Origin of the sequence: Streptomyces sp. NBC_00461 (assembly GCF_036013935.1) — a bacterium.
Classification (GTDB): domain Bacteria; phylum Actinomycetota; class Actinomycetes; order Streptomycetales; family Streptomycetaceae; genus Streptomyces.
The window spans coordinates 4,655,502-4,676,537 of sequence record NZ_CP107902.1 but is presented as its reverse complement, the minus strand read 5'-3'; the positions used below and the strand labels follow the sequence as shown (position 1 = coordinate 4,676,537).

General features: G+C 68.8%; 20 protein-coding genes. 10 read left to right on the top strand and 10 right to left on the bottom strand.

Annotated elements, in window-relative coordinates; genetic code table 11:
* Positions 1–4: 4 nt before the first annotated feature.
* From OG870_RS21895 to OG870_RS21875, 5 genes are all read right to left on the bottom strand, one after another.
* Positions 5–1,564, bottom strand: a complete 1,560-nt coding sequence (locus OG870_RS21895) for an SCO6880 family protein (protein WP_266517075.1) — start codon at positions 1,562–1,564, stop codon at positions 5–7.
* On the bottom strand, positions 1,561–2,898 hold the full coding sequence (locus OG870_RS21890) for a hypothetical protein (RefSeq protein WP_327691301.1): 1,338 nt from the start codon (positions 2,896–2,898) through the stop codon (positions 1,561–1,563). Before OG870_RS21890 ends, OG870_RS21895 begins: the two co-directional genes overlap by 4 nt.
* On the bottom strand, positions 2,888–3,700 hold the full coding sequence (locus OG870_RS21885; protein ID WP_266839645.1) for a hypothetical protein: 813 nt from the start codon (positions 3,698–3,700) through the stop codon (positions 2,888–2,890). Before OG870_RS21885 ends, OG870_RS21890 begins: the two co-directional genes overlap by 11 nt.
* 185 nt (positions 3,701–3,885) lie before the next feature.
* Positions 3,886–4,194, bottom strand: coding sequence for a hypothetical protein (locus OG870_RS21880; RefSeq protein ID WP_016436843.1), 309 nt, complete (start codon positions 4,192–4,194; stop codon positions 3,886–3,888).
* A gap of 526 nt (positions 4,195–4,720) precedes the next feature.
* Positions 4,721–6,094 (bottom strand): S53 family peptidase, encoded by a 1,374-nt coding sequence (locus tag OG870_RS21875; protein WP_266839647.1) that lies wholly within the window; start codon positions 6,092–6,094, stop codon positions 4,721–4,723.
* A gap of 353 nt (positions 6,095–6,447) precedes the next feature.
* Between OG870_RS21875 and OG870_RS21870 the strand changes: the two genes are divergently transcribed.
* Entirely contained in the window at positions 6,448–6,963 is a 516-nt protein-coding gene (locus tag OG870_RS21870; RefSeq protein WP_323187409.1) for a putative immunity protein, read from the top strand.
* Positions 6,964–6,976: 13 nt separating this feature from the next.
* On the opposite strand, the gene OG870_RS21865 is transcribed toward OG870_RS21870, so the two are convergent.
* Both OG870_RS21865 and OG870_RS21860 read right to left on the bottom strand, forming a co-directional pair.
* Positions 6,977–7,318 carry a DUF397 domain-containing protein gene (locus tag OG870_RS21865; protein ID WP_266583416.1) on the bottom strand — a complete coding sequence of 114 codons (342 nt, stop codon included), beginning with the start codon at positions 7,316–7,318 and terminating at the stop codon, positions 6,977–6,979.
* Between the two features lie 10 nt (positions 7,319–7,328).
* The gene (locus OG870_RS21860) at positions 7,329–8,174 is read right to left on the bottom strand and encodes a helix-turn-helix domain-containing protein (protein ID WP_266583421.1); all 846 of its coding nucleotides are present in this window, start codon (positions 8,172–8,174) and stop codon (positions 7,329–7,331) included.
* Between the two features lie 179 nt (positions 8,175–8,353).
* Between OG870_RS21860 and OG870_RS21855 the strand changes: the two genes are divergently transcribed.
* The 3 genes from OG870_RS21855 to OG870_RS21845 all read left to right on the top strand — a co-directional run bounded on the left by OG870_RS21855 (position 8,354) and on the right by OG870_RS21845 (position 10,470).
* Positions 8,354–8,797, top strand: a complete 444-nt coding sequence (locus OG870_RS21855) for an ATP-binding protein (protein ID WP_266517055.1) — start codon at positions 8,354–8,356, stop codon at positions 8,795–8,797.
* 207 nt (positions 8,798–9,004) lie between these two features.
* Positions 9,005–9,646 carry a Uma2 family endonuclease gene (locus OG870_RS21850; RefSeq protein ID WP_266583425.1) on the top strand — a complete coding sequence of 214 codons (642 nt, stop codon included), beginning with the start codon at positions 9,005–9,007 and terminating at the stop codon, positions 9,644–9,646.
* A gap of 44 nt (positions 9,647–9,690) precedes the next feature.
* On the top strand, positions 9,691–10,470 hold the full coding sequence (locus tag OG870_RS21845) for a trypsin-like serine peptidase (RefSeq protein ID WP_266839652.1): 780 nt from the start codon (positions 9,691–9,693) through the stop codon (positions 10,468–10,470).
* Positions 10,471–10,482: 12 nt separating this feature from the next.
* Here OG870_RS21845 and OG870_RS21840 read toward each other — a convergent pair whose 3' ends face one another.
* Complete coding sequence (locus OG870_RS21840) at positions 10,483–11,184, bottom strand: hypothetical protein (protein WP_266839654.1); 702 nt, start codon at positions 11,182–11,184, stop codon at positions 10,483–10,485.
* Between the two features lie 92 nt (positions 11,185–11,276).
* Between OG870_RS21840 and OG870_RS21835 the strand changes: the two genes are divergently transcribed.
* Both OG870_RS21835 and OG870_RS21830 read left to right on the top strand, forming a co-directional pair.
* Complete coding sequence (locus OG870_RS21835) at positions 11,277–12,284, top strand: C40 family peptidase (protein ID WP_327691300.1); 1,008 nt, start codon at positions 11,277–11,279, stop codon at positions 12,282–12,284.
* 220 nt (positions 12,285–12,504) lie between these two features.
* Positions 12,505–13,212, top strand: coding sequence for a phosphatase PAP2 family protein (locus OG870_RS21830; protein WP_266517045.1), 708 nt, complete (start codon positions 12,505–12,507; stop codon positions 13,210–13,212).
* Between the two features lie 331 nt (positions 13,213–13,543).
* Here OG870_RS21830 and OG870_RS21825 read toward each other — a convergent pair whose 3' ends face one another.
* Entirely contained in the window at positions 13,544–15,094 is a 1,551-nt protein-coding gene (locus tag OG870_RS21825) for an FAD-binding oxidoreductase (RefSeq protein WP_266583433.1), read from the bottom strand.
* Between the two features lie 318 nt (positions 15,095–15,412).
* Between OG870_RS21825 and pstS the strand changes: the two genes are divergently transcribed.
* The 4 genes from pstS to pstB all read left to right on the top strand — a co-directional run bounded on the left by pstS (position 15,413) and on the right by pstB (position 19,566).
* Positions 15,413–16,540 carry a phosphate ABC transporter substrate-binding protein PstS gene (pstS, locus tag OG870_RS21820; protein ID WP_266842142.1) on the top strand — a complete coding sequence of 376 codons (1,128 nt, stop codon included), beginning with the start codon at positions 15,413–15,415 and terminating at the stop codon, positions 16,538–16,540.
* A gap of 137 nt (positions 16,541–16,677) precedes the next feature.
* Entirely contained in the window at positions 16,678–17,682 is a 1,005-nt protein-coding gene (gene pstC, locus OG870_RS21815) for a phosphate ABC transporter permease subunit PstC (RefSeq protein WP_266517040.1), read from the top strand.
* Positions 17,679–18,740, top strand: a complete 1,062-nt coding sequence (gene pstA / locus OG870_RS21810; protein WP_266517038.1) for a phosphate ABC transporter permease PstA — start codon at positions 17,679–17,681, stop codon at positions 18,738–18,740. Before pstC ends, pstA begins: the two co-directional genes overlap by 4 nt.
* A 49-nt stretch (positions 18,741–18,789) precedes the next feature.
* A complete protein-coding gene (gene pstB / locus OG870_RS21805) occupies positions 18,790–19,566 on the top strand; it encodes a phosphate ABC transporter ATP-binding protein PstB (protein WP_266517036.1) in 777 nt (258 codons plus the stop codon).
* Between the two features lie 470 nt (positions 19,567–20,036).
* Here the strand turns inward: pstB and OG870_RS21800 are convergent, their stop codons facing one another.
* A complete protein-coding gene (locus OG870_RS21800; RefSeq protein ID WP_266839661.1) occupies positions 20,037–21,035 on the bottom strand; it encodes an inorganic phosphate transporter in 999 nt (332 codons plus the stop codon).
* Position 21,036 lies beyond the last annotated feature (1 nt).

Here is a 21,036-nt window from a genome sequence, read left to right as displayed (position 1 = left end):
GCCCCTACCTTCGGATGCCGGTGGCGAACGGAAGCGTGTTCACGAAGGCGCGATGGTGCTCTCTGTCGCACCACTCCAGCTTCAGGTACGACTTTCCGGCCGACGCCCGGATGGTCCGCTTGTCGCGTGCCAGGGCTTCGGGGTTGCGGGAGGAGACGGTGATGTAGCCGACGAGGTTCACGCCCGCGGCGCCGCTCGCGAGGTCCTCACCGCGCTGGTCCAGGCGGTTGTGGGCGGCGACGTCACGGGGGTCCACGGTGCGGTTCATCTTGGCGGCGCGGGAGGCCTCGGCCTCGTCGTTGGTCTTCTCGGTCAGCATGCGTTCGATGGCTACCTCGGTGGGTTCGAGATCCATCGTCACGGCGACCGTTCGGATGACGTCCGGGGTGTGGACCAGGAGCGGGGCCAGGAAGTTGACGCCCACCGGGGTCATCGGCCATTCCTTCACCCAGGCCGTGGCGTGGCACCAGGGAGCGCGGGTGCTGGATTCCCGGGTCTTGGCCTGGAGGAACGTGGGCTGCATGGCGTCCAGCTCGGCCGGCCAGGCGTTGCGCTTGGTCATCGCCTGGATGTGGTCGATCGGGTGGTCCGGGTCGTACATGGAGTGGATGAGGGAGGCGAGGCGGCCCTGGCCGAGGGGCTGCCGTACGCGGATGTCCGCCTCCTGGAGGCGGGAGCAGATGTCGGTGAGCTCGCGGGCCATGACGACCGCGAGACCCGCGTCCCGGTCCACCTTGCGGCCGCTCTGGGGGCGGGCCGCCCGTGCCATCGCGTGCGCCTCGGCGGCCAGCTCGCGAGTGAAGTGCATACAGGCGACGAGGTAGGCGCGGTGCTGCTCGCTGCTCGTCGACACCATCGACTGCAGTTGGTCGTACGAGCCCTGCAGCCATCCCGGTGACTTCTCGTCGCCGCGTACGGCGACGTCCTTGGCGTGGGCGTCCGGGTCGGCGGGGAGGGTGCGGGCGAGCATCTGCAGGCGGGTGACGAAGCCGTCGCCGTTGGCCACGTGCTTGAGGAGGGTGCCGAAGCGGTCGACGAGGGCTTCCTGGTCCTCGGAGTCGCGCAGGCCGACGCCCGGCCCCTCGATCTCGATCGCGGCCGTCACCGTCCGCCGGTCGGCGTGCAGCAGGACGGCGATCTCGTCGGGCCCGAAGGGGGCGGCCAGCCAGGTGATGCGGCCGATCCCCGGCGGCGGCCCGATCTCGACCTCCCGCCCGTCGAGGTGGGTGCCGGCCTCGATGACGCTGCTGCGGTAGAGCGTGCCCTGCTTCAGGGTGCGCTTGTAACTGCGGTTGATCTCGAACCACTTGTAGAACGTGCGGTGCTTGTACGGCACGTACACGGCCGCCAGCGCGAGCAGCGGGAAGCCCATCAGCAGCACGATGCGCAGGGAGAGGACGGGGACCAGGAGCCCGCACATCATGCCGAGGAACGCGCCGCCGACGATGAGCGCGATCTCGCCGGACTCGCGGTTGCGGCCGACGATCGCGTTCGGCCGGGCGCGGCCGATGAGATATGTACGGCGGGGCGTGACCGGATGGGACAGGTGGGACTCGGTCGTCAACGCCCTTCACCTCCCGTGCGGTTGCTGCTGCTGTTGCGGTTGTTGCCGGCGTGCGGGGTGTTGACCGGGCTCGACGAACGGGGTGCGGGTGCGGCGGAGGGGACGGATCCGCCGGAACCGCCGTTCGAGGGGCGGGTGCTGTGGGCGGCCACGCCGCCGCTGGCCGGGTTGGCCGGGCGGGCGCCGCCGCCGGAGGACGACTGGCCGCCGCCTCCGTTGTCGTTGGCGCGGGCGCTGTGGGTCTTGATGCCCTGCGCGACCATGGTCGCCGGGGAGCTGATGACCGCGGCGGCCTTGCTCTCGGCGCCCTGCATGAGGCGGTTGTTGCGGCCGTTCGCGATCTCGTCGCCGAAGCCGGGGACGAAGCGGTAGATCATCGCGCTGGCGAAGATGGCGAGCAGGATGATCGCCAGGCCGGAGACGACGGCGGAGAAGGAGTTCGGGCCGTTGTCGGAGGAGAGCGCGCCCGCGAGGCCGAGCACGATCACGATGACCGGCTTCACCAGGATCACGGCGATCATGATGCCCGCCCAGCGGCGGACGTGGCCCCACAGGTTCTTGTCGACCAGGCCGGCGTAGACGACGGTGCCGAGGAGGGCGCCGACGTAGAGGAGCGCGGCGCGGATGACCAGCTCCAGCCAGAGGACGCCCGCGGCGAGGATGCTGACCAGGGACACGACGATCAGCATGATGGGGCCGCCGCCGATGTTCTCGCCCTTGTCGAGGGCGCCGGAGAACGTGCCGAAGAAGGTGTCCGTCTGGTTGCCGGTGGTCTTCGCGAGGACGTCGGTCACGCCGTCGGTCGCCGATACGACGGTGTAGAGGATCAGGGGCGTGAACGCGGACGCCAGGACCGTCAGCCAGAGGAACCCGATCGCCTCCGAGATGGCCGTCGTGAGGGGGACACCTCGGACGGCCCGCTTGGCCACGGCGAGCAGCCACAGCAGGAGGGTCAGGATCGTGGAGGCGGCGAAGACGACGGCGTACTGCTGCAGGAACTTGCTGTTGGTGAAGTCGACGTTCGCGGTCTCTTTGACGGCGTCACCGAGCTTGCCGATGGTCCAGGACGCGGCGTCGGCGCAGCCCTTGGCGAGGGAGGAGAGGGGGTCGAGGGTGCCGGTGGGGTCGATGGAGGGACCGTTGCTGCTGCCTTTGTCGCCGCTGCCGCGTTCGCAGTAGTCCTTGGCGGGGCCGCGGATGAGGTCGCAGGGGTCGTTGCTCGTCGTCGGGGTGGGCGTGGGTGCGGCGAAGACGCGCGTGGCCAACAGCACGGTGGTGGCTTGGACGGTGGCGACAGCGACCGAGACCTTGAGGAAGGGGTGGTTAGCGCGCATAGGTGAAGCCTCCGTACTCCTCGACAGCCTTCGTCATGTCGTCGGCGGTGGAAGCCTTCTGGTCGCGCCCGACCGGCACGGGTCCGTCCTTCTGCTGGAAGTCGGTGACCTTCCAGTCGTTGTCGATCCACTTCAGCTGGTACGTCGTGGTGTACCAGCTCTCGGACACCGGATTGGTCGAGGTCTCACCGGAGAGGCCGAAGAGCGATGTGTACCAAACCTCGACGGTGGCGGCGCTCTCGCTGAAGGACGTGGCCTTGGTGCCCACCGGAACGACACGGGAGACGAATGTCTGGCCGTTCGGCGCCCTGCCGTCCTTGTCGAGGCCGATGTTGCTCAGGAACTTCTCGCTGGAGTATGCGCTGTCCAGGTCTGACTGCCGAGCGGTGGCGACATCGGGGGCGTAGACGGTGTTGACGATGTCGTGCCGACTGACGGCGTTGAACATCTCGGCCGACCCCAGCGCCACCGCATAGTTCGCGGCAGCGCTCTGCGCCCCCTGTTGGTCATGCGCGAACCCCGACTGCACCGGCTTCGTGCCGCTGGCTGCCGTTGTCGATGCTTTCGGCTTGTTTCCGGATCCGCCGGCCGAAGAGGAATCGTCTCCTCCACGGTTCGCGAAGGCGATCGCTGCGATCAGTAGGACCACCACGCCGACCACCGTGATCAGGCTCCGGGACGACGAGCGGCCGCCGCGCCGTGCGCCCCCGTACACGTCGCCGCCCGTCTCGGGCAGTCGTGTCCGGGTCTGGCCCGTGCCGCCGTAACCGCCGGAGGCCTCGTGCTCGTCTCCGAGACTCATGCCGTGTACGCCCTCTCCAGCTCGTAGACATACGACGGTAGCCGTGCTGGTTCCCGCGCGGGCGCGGTGTGGTGACTCGACATCAGGGAAACGCAACCTCAGCCGGTGGGCGCGACGGGCGGGTGGGTGGAGGGGGGCCGGGCGTGCCCGGGGCGGACGGGAGGACGCCTGCCGTAAACAGCCTGCTAGACGGCCATGCCGTACACGATGGTGAAGAGCGTGCCCAGGGAACCGATGATGAAGACTCCCGTGAGGCCGGCGATGATCAGGCCCTTGCCCTGTTCGGCGCTGAAGGTGTCGCGGAGCGCTGTCGCGCCGATGCGCTGCTTCGCGGCACCCCAGACGGCGAGGCCGAGACAGAGCAGGATGGCGACCGCCATCACGACCTCGATCATCACCTTCGCCTCGTTGCCCAGGCTGCCGAAGGGGCCCCAGTCCGGAGCGATCCCGCCGATGATGGTGTTGATGTCTCCCTTGTCGGCCGCAAAGAGCATGTAAGTCACCGCCCCTGGTGGGTAGTTCCGCAGTCCCCCTGCGGGGGTGCAGAGGTCAGGCTCATTCTCGCCGACAATGCTGCCGTCGTATGTCGACTTTGACGTCATTGCTTGGCGGGTTTCGTACGAATAGCACTTAGGTCACTCTGTGTATCACGGCATGTCACGCCGGGCAATGAGGCCTGAGCGGAACCCTTGGTGGGGTTCCGTCGTTGACCCCATTCATGACCTGGGCCGTTTCTGACGGCCGGTCGGGGGAGTGGTCGTGCCGATGTTCTCCGGGTGAAGGGTATCCCGGCACGGTGAACGGGGCGCAGCTGGCCGCCGGGGCCCGTTCGGTGACGGAGGGTCAGTCGGTCGGCCCCTGATGACCGGGGACGAGGCGTCCAGGCGTGGGAAAACGGGCCGCGGCCGGCTGCCGTGACCCGTTCCCCTTTCCGTGCCGCCGAGGAGACCCCACGTTCTCCTCACTTCAGGCGGCTCCCCGTGACCCGACGGGGCGGTCGTGCGGTGTGGTGCCGTGTGCTCAGCCGGTGAAGGCGTCGAGGCCCTCGGGGGTGCCCCAGCCGGTCGGGCCGTCGTAGCCCGACTTCGCGGTGCAGAAGTAGCTGGTGGAGCAGGAGCCGTTGCTGCCGCTGGTCACGTCGTTGAGGGCGGAGGTGCCGGCCGCGTTGTACGGGTACTGGGACGGGTAGTCGCTGCTGCCCGGGGTGCCCGCGAGGGCGTAGACCGACGCGATGAGCGGGGACGAGGCGCTGGTGCCGCCGTAGGTGTTCCAGCCGGTGCCGTCGGAGCCGTAGGAGTCGTAGACGGAGACGCCGGTGGCGGGGTCGGCGACCGCTGAGACGTCGGCGATCATGCGCTTGGTGCAGCCGGTGTCGGTCTGCCAGGTCGGCTTGGCGTCGACGGTGGAGCAGCCGGAGCCGGTGCCCTCGGTGCTGCTGGTGTTCCAGACGCTCTCGGTCCAGCCGCGGCTGTTGGAGGACGTCTTGAGGGCGGTGCCGCCGACCGCGGTCACGTACTTGGACGCGGCCGGGTATTCGGCGCCGAAGCCGCTGTCGCCGGCGCTGGCGGTGATGGCGACGCCCGGGTGGTTGTAGTACGAGGAGTCGTACGTGGTGTCGGAGGAGGACTCCGAGCCGCCGTAGCTGTTGGAGACGAACTTGGCGCCCAGCTTGACGGCCTCGTTGACCGCCGTGCCCAGGTTGGCGTCGCTCGCCGACGTCGCCTCGACGAGGAGGATGTTGCAGTTCGGGCAGGTCGCGCTGACCACGTCGAGGTCGAGGGAGATCTCGCCGGCCCAGCCGCTGTCGGCGGAGGGGAGGGAGGTCGTCGAGCCGGTCTGGCTGACCTTCTTGAAGCAGCCGTTGGCGGTGGTGCAGGCGGGGAGGCCGTACTGGTCGCGGTAAGTGGCCAGGTCCGCCTCGGCGTTGGGGTCGTCGTTGGCGTCGACGATGGCGACCGTCTTGCCGGAGCCGTTGGAGGCGGCCGCGTTCGTCAGGCCGTAGGCGGACTGGATGTCGGAGGGGCCGTAGCCGGTCGGGGCGTCGGAGGCGGCGTTCGGCTTGACGGTCTTGGGCGTGCTGCCCTTGAGTGCGGCCTGCTTCTCCATGAAGGCGGTGGTGCCGCCGGTGACGCGGAGCGCGTTGCAGGCGGCGTAGCCCTTCTTGGGGGTCGCGGCGCATGCCTTCGTGTACTGCACGTGGGCCTTGGCGACCTGGGCGGCGATCGCCTTGGTGCTCACCTTGTGGGTGGCGGGGATCGCGTCGGTGGTGGCGGCGTTCGCGTGAACGGCGGTGCCGAGTCCGGCGAGGGCGAGGGCCGCGGTGGCGGCGACTGCCGAGCCGACGCGGCGCCATCTGCCGGATATGTGGGGGGAGTTGGGGGTGGTCGTACGCAAGGTACAGCCTCCTGGGCGTGGTGGGCAGAGGCCTGCGATGGGGGGACTGCCGGAGGTGTCCGGCAGGGGCGGCGACCCGCGTAGACCATCGCTTGTTGAGTACGCGACAAACAAGACCGTTTCGGAATCCTGACTTCCGCATTACTGAAGGGGGTTGGGGCTTACTGATCAATGGCGGGGCGATGGAGGGGGGATGGGAGTGGCTTGACTTCGCCCACAGGCAGAGGACAGGAAATGGACAGGGAGTGGGCAGAAAGTCGACAGGGTTACGCGCGTCACTCGCTCGCCTGTTGGCGCTCTGCCGTGCTCTGCCGTGCTTGCCGTAGGGGTGCCTGGCGAGCACCCTGGGCGTCGTGATCCTTCCGAAGGTCCGGGACCCTCGCTTCGTGACGATCCGCCGTGGTGGGACTCTCACCGACGCGGATCACCGTCTCCTCGCTCTGTGGGCCGCCTCGTGTGCCGAACACGTCCTCGGTCTCTTCGAGTCGGCCCGGCCCGGGGATCCGCGGCCACGCCAGGCGATCGAGCACGCGCGGGCCTGGGTGCGGGGCGAGGTCCCGATGATGCAGGCTCGCGCGGCGGGCGGCCATGCGATGGGGGCGGCCAGAGATCTGCGTGGGGCGGCACGCCATGCCGCGTACGCCGCCGGCCAGGCCGGGGCCGTCGCCCACGTCGCCGCTCACGAACTCGGCGCGGCCGCCTACGCGATCAAGGCCGCACGTGCGGCGGCACCGGAAGGCGGGAGCGAGGCCGCGGGGCGACTGGAGTGCCAGTGGCAGCGCGAGCGGCTCCCGGAGGCGATCCGCGAACTCGTGCTTGATGACCAGCGGCTGCGCAACGACATCTGCTGGTCGGTGTTCGACTGCTGACTGTTGACGGGCTTCAGCCGGCCTGTGCGAAGTGGTCGAACTCGCCCGCCCGTACGCCGAGTACGAAGGCGTTCCACTTGGCGCGGTCGGTGGTCACTGCGGTGTGCGGGGCGGCGGTGCTGTGGATGCGGACGGTGTCCTCGTCCTCGCTGCCGAAGGTGACCTGGATCGGGGCGTGGGGGCCGCGCGGTTCGTTCTTGAGTGCGGCGAGGAGGGTGCCGAAGGCGGCGGGGGTGGCCGTGAGTATCGCGCCGGTCGGGTCGCTGGATTCGGTTATGTGGATGGTTTCGGGGGCGGTGGCGACGTGCACGCAGGACGCGCCTTCGGAGCAGTACGACGACTTCTGCCAGTTCATTCGGGGTGCCTCACAACTCTCGCATCAGGTTGCCGATGAGGGATCGGGTCTCTTCCGGGCTCAGTGACACGGCGTCGATCCGGTCGAACAGCGTGCGGTACTTGTGCAACTGTGCCTCGGCGTCGAGGAAGGCGAGGCCATGGGCCTGGTCGAGGTAGACGGTGTCCAGTTGGGGTACCGGGCCGTGCGCATAGTGGATCGATTGCCCCGATCCCGGGTAGGCGCCGGCCTCGAAGGTGATGGCGCGCAGGGTGATGTGGTCCCGCTCGCTCATGTCGAGCAGATGCTTCAGCTGCTGCCGGGCGGCCGTGGGCCCGCCGACCTTCATGCGCAGGGCGGCCTCGTGGACGATCGCCTCGTACGGGGTCGGGTCTTCCTCGCGGAAAAGGACTGCCTGTCGCTTGATGCGGAACGAGAGGCGGTGCTCGATGTCCGGCGGGGAGAGTTCGGTGACTGCCTGGCGGAAGATCTCAAGCGCGTACTCGCGCGTCTGGAGGAGGCCGGGGATACGGGCGGTGGTGGCGTCCCGCAACGACTGCGCGTGATGCTCCAGTTCGGCTAGGTCGGGGAGTGCGTCGGGCAGGAGTTCCCGGTACTGCTCCCACCAGCCGCGCGTGCGCTCGGAAGTCATCTCGCTGAGCGCTTCGATGAGGGCCTTGTCGGAGCAGTCGTAGTGGCAGGCGATGGTGCGTACCCGCTCGGGGCTCACGCCGACGCGACCGGCCTCCATGTTGCTGACCTGTGCCTGCTTGATGCCCAGGAGTTGACCGGCCTCGGTGGAACTCAGGCCTGCACGCTCGCGCAGTTTCCGCAGCTCCGCACCGAAACGCAGTTGGCGACCCGTTGGGTTCCTCACGGGCTTGCCGCCTCCTTGTTGTCACTCACACGGATGATAGTGAAGGAGATTCCTGGATTTCAGTTAATACCTTCACTGTGTGCCGCTACCTTACAACTGGGCCCAGAAGAACACCGCCCGACGGGGCGGCACCGTCACTGGGTCACAACCCAACTCCCCACAGTGATCGGAGACTTCCGATGGCCACCGTATCCCCGTCCTGGGCCTACACCCTCCAACTCCCGCACGATCCACGCGCCCCCGGCATCGCCCGTGCCACCCTCCGTACCGTCCTCGCCGCCCACGGACTCGCCGAACTCGCGCCCACTGCCGAGCTGTTGGCCGCCGAACTCCTCGCCAACGCCCAGCGGCACACCCGTGGGCCCTACGCCCTCCGTGTCCTGCCGATGGAAACCGGCCGGCTCCGGGTGGCCGTATGGGACACCGACCCGAGGGTCCCGTCCGGGTTCGCGGACGGCGGTCCACCGCCCGCCCTGCCGCCGCAGGACGCCGAGGGTGGTCGCGGGCTGCATCTCGTGCGGGAGTGCGCGGACGCGGTCGGGGCATCCGTGCTGCGGGAGCTGGGCGCCTCGAAGGGCGGGAAGCTGCTGTGGGCCGAGTGTCAGTGGGATGGTCTACGGTGACGGTGTGTGATCAGAGTGTGACGGAGGGGTGTTGTGGCGAAGGCGGAACAGCAGGTCAGGAGGGTCGTACGCGCCTGCGAGGGGCGCGACGCGGAGGCGGGTGAGGCGACCGCACAGTACGGTGGATTCGACGTCGAGCGGGATGTCGGATCTCCCAACGCCCCCGCTCACGCAGCCGATGAGGCCGAGGGACGGAGGCGGCGAGCCATGTCCGTGTCACCGGGTGGCCTGCCCGAACTGCGTCCCCGTCCCGGGAATCTGCGCGAGATCGCCGAGACGATCGAGGCTGCGACGGGTCTGCGGGTGCAGATCATGGGAGGAAAGCTCGTGATGTCCCCGCCTCCGCGTGGCAAGCACGCGGGTGTGGTGAAGCGGCTGCGGCGACAGCTTGAGAGCGCCGTCCTGCCCGAAGGGCTGGACATGTACGAGGTGTCCTCGATCGCGCTGCCGGATGATCCCGATGACTACGTCACGCCGGATCTGATCGTCCTGCCCACCGAGTGGGAGGAGGACGACGACTGGCTGGCCGACCCGCAGGACACGGCGCTCGCCGTCGAGGTCATCTCCCAGTCCGAGAAATCCCGCGAGATCCGCGACAAGGCGGACTGGTATGCCGTCGCGCGGGTTCCGGTCCTCCTCGTCGTCGACCCACGCAAGGGCACCTGGGCCCTGCACACCCGTCCGGACAACGGGGCCTACCAGGACGTACTGCCGGGGAAGTTCGGGGAGTCCGTGCGGCTGCCCGGGCCGTTGGCCATGGAGATCGTCACGGACGACTTTCCGGTGTACGGCGTCTCTCCTCGTGACCCCCAACGGCAGAAGGGGCCATTCACGGAGAGATCTCAGTGAACGGCAGACCGTTTTCTCACCTTCATCGGCCACAGTGGTCCCCGATGAAGCGCACCTCACGCATCAGCCGCCGCACAGCGACGCCGGTATACGCCGCCATCGTGCTGCTCGTGCCTGCCCTCACCTCCGCCTCCCTGGCGTCGGCCGACGACGGTCCCGGGCCGTTCGGAGTGACCGCTGTCGCGACGGTGAGCGAGCAGAGCGCGAGAGTCGGGGCGCTCTTCGGCGCCGAGCGGAGATCCTCCCTCCCGGGCGGACACTTCTGCACCGCCTCCGTCGTGCACAGCCCGAACCGCAATCTCGTGGTCACCGCGGCCCACTGCCTGGACGACATCGGGGACGGGGACGTCGTGTTCGTGCCCGGGTACCGCGACGGAAAGGCGCCGCACGGGGTGTGGACGGTCCGCCGGGCCTTCCTGCCCGACGGATGGGCCAAGGGGCAGCACGAGGACAGTGACGTCGCCTTCGCCGTCCTCGGTGACAAGGACGGCAAGGGCGTCGAGGACGTCGTCGGCGGGAACCGGTTCGTGGCCGGTGTGGCGACCGGGGCCACCGCCGTCACCATCACCGGGTATCCCAGCTCCGGCGAGGTCCCCGTCAGCTGCACCAACAAACCGACCAAGCACAGCCGTATGCAACAGCGGATCGAGTGCCCCGGCCTCACGGGAGGCACCAGCGGCAGTCCCTGGGTCAACGGGGACCAGCAGGTCGTCGGGATCCTCGGCGGGCACGAGCAGGGCGGGCTCACGCCCGACATCTCGTACAGCGTCGTGCTCGGCGCGGAGGCCGCCGAGCTGTACCGGGACGCCGCCGCCGATCCCTGATCCGGCCGGACGCTAACTCGACGCGTTGACGATGAACAGGGCGATCCAGGAGACCACCAGCAGGATCGGTACGTAGGCGAGCGGGCGTTGGTGGATCGGCTTGCCCTGGTCCATGACGACGCCCGTGGGGGACGGCGTCGGCTGCGGCAGCCGCGCGAGACGGAAGTGGACCACCAGGTTCCACAGCAGGGTCGCCCAGCCGAAGAAGACCAGGGAGACCGGGCTCCACCAGCCGCCGGCGAGCGTCTTGGTGGTCATGTCCCGGTGGATCGCGACCCCGCAGGAGCGGCACAGCGGGCCCTCCATCTTGGAGAAGCGCATCGCGAGGACCATGCCCGTGTGCTGGCGGACGGTGATGTTCTTGGCCGGGCCCGCGCCGCAGATACGGCAGACGGGGCCGGACGCCGGGGCGTATCCCGGGGTGTGGCCCTGCGGGGCGGGGGCGTATCCCTGGGCGGCGGCCTGGCCGGCACCCGGCTGGTGTCCGTGAGGCTGCGGTGCGTACGGCTGCTGTCCGTAAGCCTGCTGCGGGTACGCCTGTTGCTGCGGGTGGGCCTGTTGTCCGTACGGCCCCTGCGCGTGGCCCTGCTGCCGGCCGTACGCCGCGTTCGGGGCGCCGTACGGCGCGGACGGGGTCCCATTTGGCGCGTAACCGTCTTGCGGGGCGTAGGGGTTGCCCGGGGTCGGGTTCTGCGGCGGGTAAGGCGTCGCCACGTGCGGGTTCTCCTTCTGTGTGCTCACCCCGGAACGCGGGACGCGCCCCTACACTGACGTGGGCGAACGGACTCCCGGGCGGCGAGGGGCGGTTGACGGTGCGTAAGGCATGGATCGTAGCGACCGTGGGTGTCGGCTCGGCCATGGCCTTCGTGATGCTGCTCGTCGTGGGCGTGTACATCGTCGCCGGGAACATCATGGGCGGCGTGGGCGGGGGTACGAAGGCGCTCGCCAAGGGGGCCGTGCCCGCCGCGTACTCGGCCATCGTGCAGCGGTGGGGCAACCTCTGCCTCGCCATCAATCCCGCGCTGCTCGCCGCCCAGCTCTACCAGGAGAGCGGGTTCAACCCGAACGCGCGGAGCGCGGCGGCCGCCGAGGGGATAGCGCAGTTCATCCCGGGAACCTGGGCCACGCACGGCGTCGACGGCAACGGCGACGGCAAGCGGGACGTCTGGAATCCGGAGGACGCGATTCCGTCCGCCGCGTCCTACGACTGTCAGCTCGCCTCGTACGTGAAGGACGTACCCGGGAATCTGACTGAAAACATGCTGGCTTCGTACAACGCGGGGTCCTACGCGGTGATCAAGTACGGGGGCGTGCCGCCGTACAAGGAGACCCGGAACTACGTCAAGACGATCACGACGCTGGAGGAGAGCTTCGCGGCGCCCGTCACCCGGGTCGATCCGTCCAAGCAGGCCGCCGGCGCCATCTACTACGCGCAGAAGAAGCTCGGCACGCCCTATCTGTGGGGCGGGGACGGGACCAGCGCCGACAACGGGCGTTTTGACTGCTCGGGGCTGACCAAGGCCGCGTACGAGAGTGTCGGGATCACGCTGCCGCGGGTCGCCAACGACCAGTACAACGCGGGGCCGCACCCGAGGCGGGAGGAGCTCCTGCCCGGAGACCTCGTGTTCTTCTCGAAGGACCCGACCAACTCCCGGGCCATTCACCACGTGGGCATCTACGTGGGTGGCGGATACATGATCGACGCCCCGAGGACGGGTGCCGTGATCCGGTTCGACCCGATCGACGGCGTGGACTACTTCGGTGCCACGAGGGTCACCGAAGATGGCGCGAAAGCGCTCCCCACGACGGTGTGAACCGAGCGTGAACCCACCCCCTGAGCTGCAGTAATGAGTCTCTCTTCGATAACGTCTGCGTGATCATTCGGTGGAGTGTGGAACGTATTAACCGGGACCGTGCGTTCCTGTTCTCGTAGTCATCAGTGCAGCTGTCTACAACGTGATCCACAGCCACGGGGGTGGTAAGCGGGCGTGCGCGAGTGCGCCCGGCAGCAGACGACGAAGGGGCCGCAGGACCATGGCTGGACTCGCCGAATCCGGGTCGAACCCCGACGTCGACCTGCTCTACGACATCAATGGCCTGGCCAAGGACGCGCCGCACTGGTTCGACCGGGCCATGGAGTTCGTCGGGGAGTACGGGCTGCTGCTGGCCATGGTGCTGCTCGTGGTGTGGTGCTGGTGGTCCGTGCGGCGGCGGGGTGCCGAGGACGCCGCGTCGTCCGTGGCCGCGCTGGTGTGGGCGCCGCTGGCCGCCGCGCTCGCGGTGCTGGTGAACGTGCCGATACGAGGCTTCGTGGAGCGGCCCCGGCCCTTCCGCACCCACCAGGGGCTCGATGTCCTGGTCTCCGGGAAGACCGACTACTCGTTCGTGAGTGACCACGCGACGATCACCATGGCCGTGGCGGTCGGGCTGTTCGTCGCCAACCGGAAGTTCGGGCTCGTCGGCATCGGGCTGGCCCTGCTCGAAGGGTTCTGCCGGGTCTACATGGGCGTGCACTATCCGACGGACGTGGTCGGCGGCTTCGCACTCGGTACGGCGGTCGCGCTGCTGCTGTCGCCCGTCGCCATGGCCCTGTTGACGCCCGTGCTGAGCGCCGTCGAGCGGTCGTCGTGGGGTGGATGGCTGGTGCGGTCCCGCTCGCGCTCGGCGGTGGGGCGGGGTGCGGTGATCCCGGGGGCGAGGTCCGAGGCGGCGGGGTCGGAGGAGCGGGATCTCGCCGCCTGAGCGGTTCGCCGGGTTCTGCCGGCGGAGGCAGGGGTGGTGGGGTGGTGGGTTGGCTGCGGGTTCGTCGTGGCTGGTCGCGCAGTTCCCCGCGCCCCTAAAGATGCGCAGTTCCCCGCGCCCCTAAAGATGCCGGTTCCCCGCGCCCCCTGAAGATGCGCGGTTCCCCGGGCCCCTGGAGACCGGTAGTACCCCGTGTCCCTGAAGGTGCGCGGTTCCTCGCGCCCCCTGAAGACGGGTGGTTCCTCGCGCCCCTGGAGACGGGCGGTTCACCGTGCTCCTTGGAGGTGCGCGGTTCCTCGCGCCCCTTGTGGCCGGCTTGGTTTGGGTGGGGCTACAGGGACTGGGGGTATGTGAAGAAGTGGTTGGGGTCGTACTGCTTCTTCACGGCTGTCAGGCGTGTGGCCGCCTCACCGAAGTAGGCCTTGCGCCAGTTCGTCAGCGTCGGGTCCGTGTAGTTCTGGTACGCGGCGCCGGAGGCGTACGGCTGCATCGCGTTGTGGGTCGACGTCAGCCAGGACTGGGCGGACGTGCCCGTGTTGCCGGAGCCCCAGGACGCTATGTACTGGGCCAGCATGCGGGAGCGGCGGTGGACGAAGGCCGTCGCCGTGGGGGAGACGCGGTTGACCGCGCCACCGAGGGCCGTCAGGGCGATGCTGCCCGAGCCGCCCGGGACCGAACTGATGCGGGTGAGCAGGGTCTGGATGCCGGCCGCGGAGATCGAGCGGTCGAAGAAGTCCGAGCGGGCCGCGTAGGTCTCCCGGCCCAGGGCGCCCTGCGGGTTGCGGTTCGGGGTGGTGCCGGGCAGGTGGCACTGGGGCTCGGTGGCGAAGGACCCGCAGCCCGCGTACGCCTCCATCGCGCCCTCGTACGTGTGCCGCTTCAGGGTGGCGCTGCGGGCCGGTGAGCCGACCTTCGAGACCAGGAAGTCGATCGCGTTCTGCAGCTCCCCGTACGTGCCGATCGAGAACGCCGCCACCGAGACGGTGGGCGAACCGCCGTTCTCCAGGTGGCAGGAGGACCAGATCTCGTCGGGCTGGTCGGGACCCCACTCCTGCCACGCCTTCACCACGGCGGCGGCCTTCGAGAAGGGCCACGTCACGTACGCGGACACCGCCTGCGGCGCCGGGTGCGTCTTGAACTGCAGCTCGGTCACGACGCCGAAGTTGCCGTTGCCCGCACCGCGCAGGGCCCAGAACAGGTCCTTGTTCTCGCTCGCGTTGGCGGTCAGCTCCTTGCCGTCGGCCGTGATCAGCGTGGCCTGGGTGAGGCTGTCGCAGGTGAGGCCGTAGGCCCGGGAGACCACGCCGTGGCCGCCGCCCAGGACCAGGCCGGAGACGCCGACCGAGGGGCAGGAGCCCGCGGGGATCGTCACGCCCTTCGCGGTCAGCCCGCGGTAGACGTCGATCAGCTTGGAGCCGGCGCCGACGACCGCCTGACCGCCGCCCACCCGGATCTGCTTCAACTTCGAGACGTCGACGATCAGCTTGCCGTTGCCCGAGGACCAACCCGCGTAGGAGTGGCCGCCGTTGCGGATCGCGACCTGGATGCGGTGGGCGCGGGCGTACGCCAGGGTCGTCCGGATGTCGTCGGCGTGGGCGACGTAGGCCACCGCCGCGGGTTTCAGCCCGTCGAAGCGGGTGTTGTACAGCTGGTGGGCGGTGGCCCACTTCGCGTCGCCCGGCCGGACCAGGGTGCCGTCGAGGTCGTGGGAGAGCGCCGTCCAGTTCGCCGGGGCGGCCGCTGCTGCGGTGGCCCGGAGAGATGTGCTGGAGGAAGATGAGGACGCACTGGCGCCCGCGTCGGCGGATCCGCCCTTGCACGCGGTCGTGGCGACCGCGGCGATCGCGGCCGCGCCGCCCCCTATGAACGTACGACGTTCCATGTTGCGCCTCCCGATGGCTCTCGGGGAACGAGACGGCTCACCGACCCCTCGGGTTCCGAGGGAATTGTCACCCCTGTGTCACCGTGAGGCCGGAACCTTCATGTGCTCTCCCCGTGAGCATTCCGTGACCTAACCACACCGACTGCAGGGGTTCACCTCTCGTTCATTTACGGCCATAGGTGCCTTCACCTGTTCTGCCTAATTTCGGCCTTACCTGATGTGGGTCGCACCTCTGCGGGCGTGACCCCCGTCAATCCGGACTTCTACTCCGCACGCCGCCGTATTCAGGACGGCGGCTCCTGGAAGGAACTCTTTCAAGTGAAGCTTCAGCGCATGAATCGGCGGGCCATCGCCCTCGGTGCCATCGCCGCCTCGAGCGCCCTGGTCCTCACGGCGTGCGGCTCGGACGACACCAGCGGCAGCGACGGCGGCAGCAGCGCGCCCGCCACCGGCGCCGCCAGCTCGATCAAGTGCGACAACGCCAAGGGTCAGCTGCTCTCGGACGGTTCGTCGGCGCAGAAGAACGCGATCGACGCCTGGGTGGCGCAGTTCTCCAAGGCCTGCGGTGTGCAGATCAACTACAAGGCCGGCGGCTCCGGCGCGGGTGTCACCTCCTTCACCCAGGGCCAGCTCGCCTTCGCCGGTTCCGACTCGGCGCTGAAGCCCGAAGAGGTCACCGCCTCCAAGAAGGTCTGCTCCGGCGGCCAGGGCATCGACCTTCCGATGGTCGGCGGCCCGATCGCGGTCGGTTACAACCTCTCCGGCGTGGACAACCTGGTCCTGGACGCTCCGACCCTTGCGAAGATCTTCGACAGCAAGATCACCAAGTGGAACGACCCGGCGATCAAGAAGCTGAACCCGTCCGCCAAGCTGCCCGACCTCAAGATCCAGGCGTTCCACCGCTCGGACGAGTCCGGCACCACGGACAACTTCACCAAGTACCTGAAGGCCGCCTCCGCGAGCGACTGGACCTACTCGGGCGGTAAGGCCTGGCAGGCCAAGGGCGGCCAGTCCGCCGCGCAGTCCTCCGGTGTGGCCGCCCAGGTCAAGCAGACCAACGGCGCCATCGGTTACTTCGAGCTCTCCTACGTCGCCGACGGCGTGAAGGCCGTCAGCATCAACACGGGTGCCAGCGCGCCGGTCGCCCCCAGCAGCGACGCCGCCTCCAAGGCCATCGCCGACGCGAAGGTCGTGGGCACGGGCAAGGACCTGTCGCTCCAGCTGAACTACGCGACCAAGGCCGACGGCGCGTACCCGATCACCCTGGTCACGTACGAGATCGCGTGTGACAAGGGCAACAAGGCCGACACCCTCCCGGCGACCAAGGCGTTCCTGCGCTACATCGCCTCCGAGGACGGCCAGGGTCTCCTGACCAACCTGAAGTACGCCCCCATCCCCGCCGACATCATCTCCAAGGTCCGTACCACCATCGAGGGCCTTAGCTGATCTGAGCGTGTGGTCCGGTCCCGGGCCTGCCCCGGGACCGGACCACACCGTCCGGTGCACCGCCGCCATGAGCCGTATGTCGCGTACGGCTTCGCAGAGCCGCACCCCATGTGCGGTTCCGCAGACCGGAGAACCCGATGGACACTTCCACACAGATAACCGACGCTCCTCCCCCCAGCCCGCAGCCCTCCGCCGAAGAAAAACGTGCGGCCCGCGGCGCCACCCGACCCGGTGACCGGATCTTCCTCGGTCTCTCCCGTGGGTCGGGCATCTTCCTGTTGGTGGTCATGGCCGCGATCGCGGTCTTCCTCACCTACCGTGCCTCCCTCGCCATCAGCAAGGACCACGGCAACTTCCTCACCACCTTCGAGTGGAACACCAGCGTCAACCCGCCGAGCTTCGGCATCGCCGTCCTGGCCTACGGCACGGTGATCTCCTCGATCATCGCCATGGTCATCGCGGTCCCGATCGCCGTGGCCATCGCGCTGTTCCTCACGCACTACGCCCCGCGCAGGCTGCGCGGTCCCATCGCGTACGTGATCGACCTGCTCGCCGCCGTGCCGTCCATCGTGTACGGCCTGTGGGGCGCGCTGATCCTCGTACCGCACATGAACGGCCTCTTCGGCTGGCTCAACAGCTACTTCGGCTGGACCGGCATCTTCTCGTGGGAAGAGGGCGCCCCGCGCTCGATGCTCACCGTCGGCATCCTGCTCGCGATCATGATCCTGCCGATCATCACCAACGTGAGCCGCGAGGTCTTCCGCCAGGTCCCGCAGATGCACGAGGAGGCGGCCCTGGCCCTCGGCGCCACGCGCTGGGAGGTCATCCGCATGGCCGTCATCCCCTTCGGTCGCTCGGGCGTGATCTCCGCCTCGATGCTGGGCCTGGGGCGCGCGCTCGGCGAGACGATGGCCGTGGCCACCGTGCTCTCCCCCGACTTCCTGATCCACGCCAGCCTGCTCAACCCGGGCGGCGGCACCTTCGCCCAGAACATCGCCAGCAAGTTCGGCGAGGCGGACGAGTTCGGCCGTGACGCGCTGATCGCCTCCGGTCTGGTCCTGTTCGTCATCACCCTGCTGGTCAACGGCGCGGCTCGCATGATCATCGCCCGCCGCAAGGAGTACTCGGGGGCCAACGCATGAGCAACGCCGCCATCACCGAAAAGCGCCCCAGCAGCCTGCGCGGTGCCTCGCTGCCGAAGTGGTCGCCGTGGGCGATCGCCGCCGGCTCCCTGGCCGTGTCCGTCGGCATCGGCCTCGGCGCCGGGCTCGACAGCAAGGTCCAGTGGGGCCTGATCGCCGGCCTCCTCTTCCTCGTCGCCACGTACGGCATCGCCGCGGGCGTCGAGGGCCGCCGCCAGGCCAAGGACCGCATCGCGACCGCTCTGGTCTGGGTCGCCTTCCTGCTCGCCGTCGTGCCGCTCGTCTCCCTGGTGTGGACGACCGTCTCGCGCGGTGTGAAGGTCCTCGACATCTACTTCCTGACCCACTCGATGGGTGTGGTCGCCGACTCCCAGCCGGGCGGTGGCATCTACCACGCCATCATCGGCAGCCTGGAGCAGGTCGGCCTCGCCACGGTGATCGCCGCGCCGATCGGTGTGCTCACCGCGGTCTACCTCGTGGAGTACGGCCGCGGTGGTCTCTCCCGGGCCATCACCTTCTTCGTCGACGTCATGACCGGCGTCCCGTCCATCGTCGCGGGCCTGTTCATCCTGTCGCTGATGCTGATCTTCAACATGGAGCCCTTCGGCTTCGCCGGTTCGCTGGCCCTGGCCATCCTGATGATGCCGGTGGTCGTGCGCTCCACGGAGGAGATGCTCAAGCTCGTCCCGAACGAGCTGCGTGAGGCGTCCCTCGCGCTCGGCGTCCCGAAGTGGCGCACCATCCTGAAGGTGGTCCTGCCGACCTCCATCGGCGGCATCACGACCGGCATCATGCTGGCCATCGCCCGTATCGCCGGTGAGACCGCGCCGGTGCTGCTGCTGGTGTTCGGCAACCGGTTCATCAACAACAACCCCTTCGAGGGTGCGCAGCAGTCGCTGCCGCTGTACATCTATCAGCAGTACTCGCAGAGCGCAGGCGCGAACGCGGCGTACGACCGAGCCTGGGCGGCGTCGCTCACGCTGATCGCCTTCGTGATGATCCTCAACCTCGCGGCCCGCGGCATCGCCCGCTGGAAGGCCCCGAAGTCCGGTCGCTGACGCGGCCATACAGCGACCAGATTCCCCCTCGAAAGAAGCAGTGATTTCCATGGCCAAGCGAATTGACGTCAGCGGCCTCAGCGCCTACTACGGCTCCTTCCGGGCCATCGAGGACATCTCGATGACCGTCGAGCCCCGCACCGTCACGGCCTTCATCGGCCCGTCCGGCTGCGGCAAGTCCACCTTCCTGCGCACCCTCAACCGGATGCACGAGGTGACGTCGGGCGGCCGGGTCGAGGGCAAGGTCATGCTCGACGACGAGAACCTGTACGGCGCCGGGGTCGACCCGGTGGCCGTGCGGCGTGAGGTCGGCATGGTCTTCCAGCGTCCCAACCCGTTCCCCACGATGTCCGTCTTCGACAACGTGGCGGCCGGTCTGCGCCTCAACGGCTCGTACAAGAAGAGCGAGCTCAGCGACGTAGTGGAGAAGTCCCTCAAGGGCGCGAACCTCTGGAACGAGGTCAAGGACCGTCTGAACAAGCCCGGCTCGGGTCTGTCCGGTGGTCAGCAGCAGCGTCTGTGCATCGCGCGGGCGATCGCGGTGGAGCCGAAGGTGCTGTTGATGGACGAGCCCTGCTCCGCGCTTGACCCGATCTCCACCCTTGCCATCGAGGACCTGATCGGTGAGCTGAAGGAGCGCTTCACGATCGTCATCGTGACGCACAACATGCAGCAGGCGGCGCGTGTCTCGGACCGTACGGCCTTCTTCAACCTCGCGGCGGTCGGTCAGCCCGGCAAGCTGATCGAGATCGACGACACGGAGCGGATCTTCTCCAACCCGTCGGTTCAGGCGACCGAGGACTACATTTCCGGCCGCTTCGGTTAGGCCGTGATTGGACCCCCCGCGGTGCTGCATGGCGGTGCCACCGTGGGGACGGTGAAGGGCCCGCCCCTATTTGGGGGCGGGCCCGTCGTCGTTGTGTGGGGGTGCGTGGGGTTTGTCTGTGCGGGTGTGTGGGGTGCGCGTCCCTGGGGGCTTCGCCCCCAGACCCCCAATCGGCCTTCGGCCTCGTCCTCAAACGCCGGACGGGCTGAGATGTGCCGACCGGCGTCGAAGAAGTTCCGGCGGGATCAGGAAAATCCCTGCCCTCGCAGGCTTCCCTGCGGGGGGAGGGAAGCCTGCGAGGGCACGGGCGCCCGCGAGGGAACGGAAGCCTGAGCCCAGGACGCCCACGAGGGAGGCAAGCCCGCGGGAGCGCGCAAGCCCGCCGGGGAGCAGAAACCCCCGCGGCAGCGGAAGCCCGCCAGGGAGCGGAACCCTGCGCGGCAGCGGAAGCCCGCGCGGTCGGCAATGTCCTACAGGAACGCGAGGTTCACGACGCCGAATGCTCCCCCTGCTACCAGCGCCGCAGCCGGCATCGTGATGAACCAGCCCATGACGATGTTCTTGGCGACGCCCCAGCGGACGGCGTTCACGCGCTTCGTGGCGCCGACGCCCATGATCGCCGAGGTGATGACGTGGGTCGTCGAGACCGGGGCCTTGAAGAGGTAGGCGGTGCTGAACATGATCGCCGCGCCGGTGGTCTCCGCGGCGAAGCCCTGTGGCGGGTCGAGTTCGATGATCTTCCGGCCCAGCGTGCGCATGATGCGCCAGCCGCCCGCGTACGTGCCCAGCGACAGCATCACGGCGCAGACGATCTTCACCCAGACCGGAATCGGGTCGTTGTAGGTCCCGTGGCCGGAAATCACCAGGGCCATCACTACGACACCCATGGTCTTCTGGGCGTCCTGGAGGCCATGGCCCAGTGCCATGCCGGCCGCGGACACCGTCTGCGCTATCCGGAAGCCGCGCTTGGCCTTGTGCGGGTTGGCCCGCCGGAAGATCCACATGATGGCCGCCATCACCAGATAGCCGACGAGCAGGCCGACGACCGGGGAGACGAACATCGGGATGACGACCTTGTCGAGGACGCCGCTCCAGATCACCCCGGTGCCGCTGGCCAGCGCGGCGCCCACCATGCCGCCGAACAGCGCGTGGGAGGAGGAAGAGGGAAGGCCGAAGTACCAGGTGACCAGGTTCCAGACGATGGCACCGACCAGCGCGGCGAAGAGGATGCCCATCCCCTTCGAGCCCGCGGGCGTCTCGATCAGGCCCTCGCTGACGGTCTTGGCGACCCCGGAGCCGAGGAAGGCTCCGGCGAGGTTCATCACAGCCGCCATCGCCAGCGCGGCCCGGGGCGTGAGCGCCCGGGTGGAGACGGACGTGGCGATGGCGTTCGCCGAGTCGTGGAAGCCGTTGGTATACGTGAAGAAGAGCGCGACCGCGATGGTCACGACCAGAGCGAAGGTGTCCATG

What these genes read in the sequence shown, in the direction of transcription:
- OG870_RS21845 (WP_266839652.1), top strand. Translation starts at nt 9,691, where the DNA reads ATGAAGCGCACCTCACGCATCAGCCGCCGCACAGCGACGCCGGTATAC.
- OG870_RS21825 (WP_266583433.1), bottom strand. Translation starts at nt 15,094, where the DNA reads ATGGAACGTCGTACGTTCATAGGGGGCGGCGCGGCCGCGATCGCCGCG.
- OG870_RS21800 (WP_266839661.1), bottom strand. Translation starts at nt 21,035, where the DNA reads ATGGACACCTTCGCTCTGGTCGTGACCATCGCGGTCGCGCTCTTCTTC.
- OG870_RS21865 (WP_266583416.1), bottom strand. Translation starts at nt 7,318, where the DNA reads ATGAACTGGCAGAAGTCGTCGTACTGCTCCGAAGGCGCGTCCTGCGTG.
- OG870_RS21885 (WP_266839645.1), bottom strand. Translation starts at nt 3,700, where the DNA reads ATGAGTCTCGGAGACGAGCACGAGGCCTCCGGCGGTTACGGCGGCACG.
- OG870_RS21880 (WP_016436843.1), bottom strand. Translation starts at nt 4,194, where the DNA reads ATGCTCTTTGCGGCCGACAAGGGAGACATCAACACCATCATCGGCGGG.
- OG870_RS21850 (WP_266583425.1), top strand. Translation starts at nt 9,005, where the DNA reads ATGTCCGTGTCACCGGGTGGCCTGCCCGAACTGCGTCCCCGTCCCGGG.
- pstA (WP_266517038.1), top strand. Translation starts at nt 17,679, where the DNA reads ATGAGCAACGCCGCCATCACCGAAAAGCGCCCCAGCAGCCTGCGCGGT.
- pstB (WP_266517036.1), top strand. Translation starts at nt 18,790, where the DNA reads ATGGCCAAGCGAATTGACGTCAGCGGCCTCAGCGCCTACTACGGCTCC.
- pstC (WP_266517040.1), top strand. Translation starts at nt 16,678, where the DNA reads ATGGACACTTCCACACAGATAACCGACGCTCCTCCCCCCAGCCCGCAG.
- OG870_RS21855 (WP_266517055.1), top strand. Translation starts at nt 8,354, where the DNA reads ATGGCCACCGTATCCCCGTCCTGGGCCTACACCCTCCAACTCCCGCAC.
- OG870_RS21830 (WP_266517045.1), top strand. Translation starts at nt 12,505, where the DNA reads ATGGCTGGACTCGCCGAATCCGGGTCGAACCCCGACGTCGACCTGCTC.
- OG870_RS21890 (WP_327691301.1), bottom strand. Translation starts at nt 2,898, where the DNA reads ATGCGCGCTAACCACCCCTTCCTCAAGGTCTCGGTCGCTGTCGCCACC.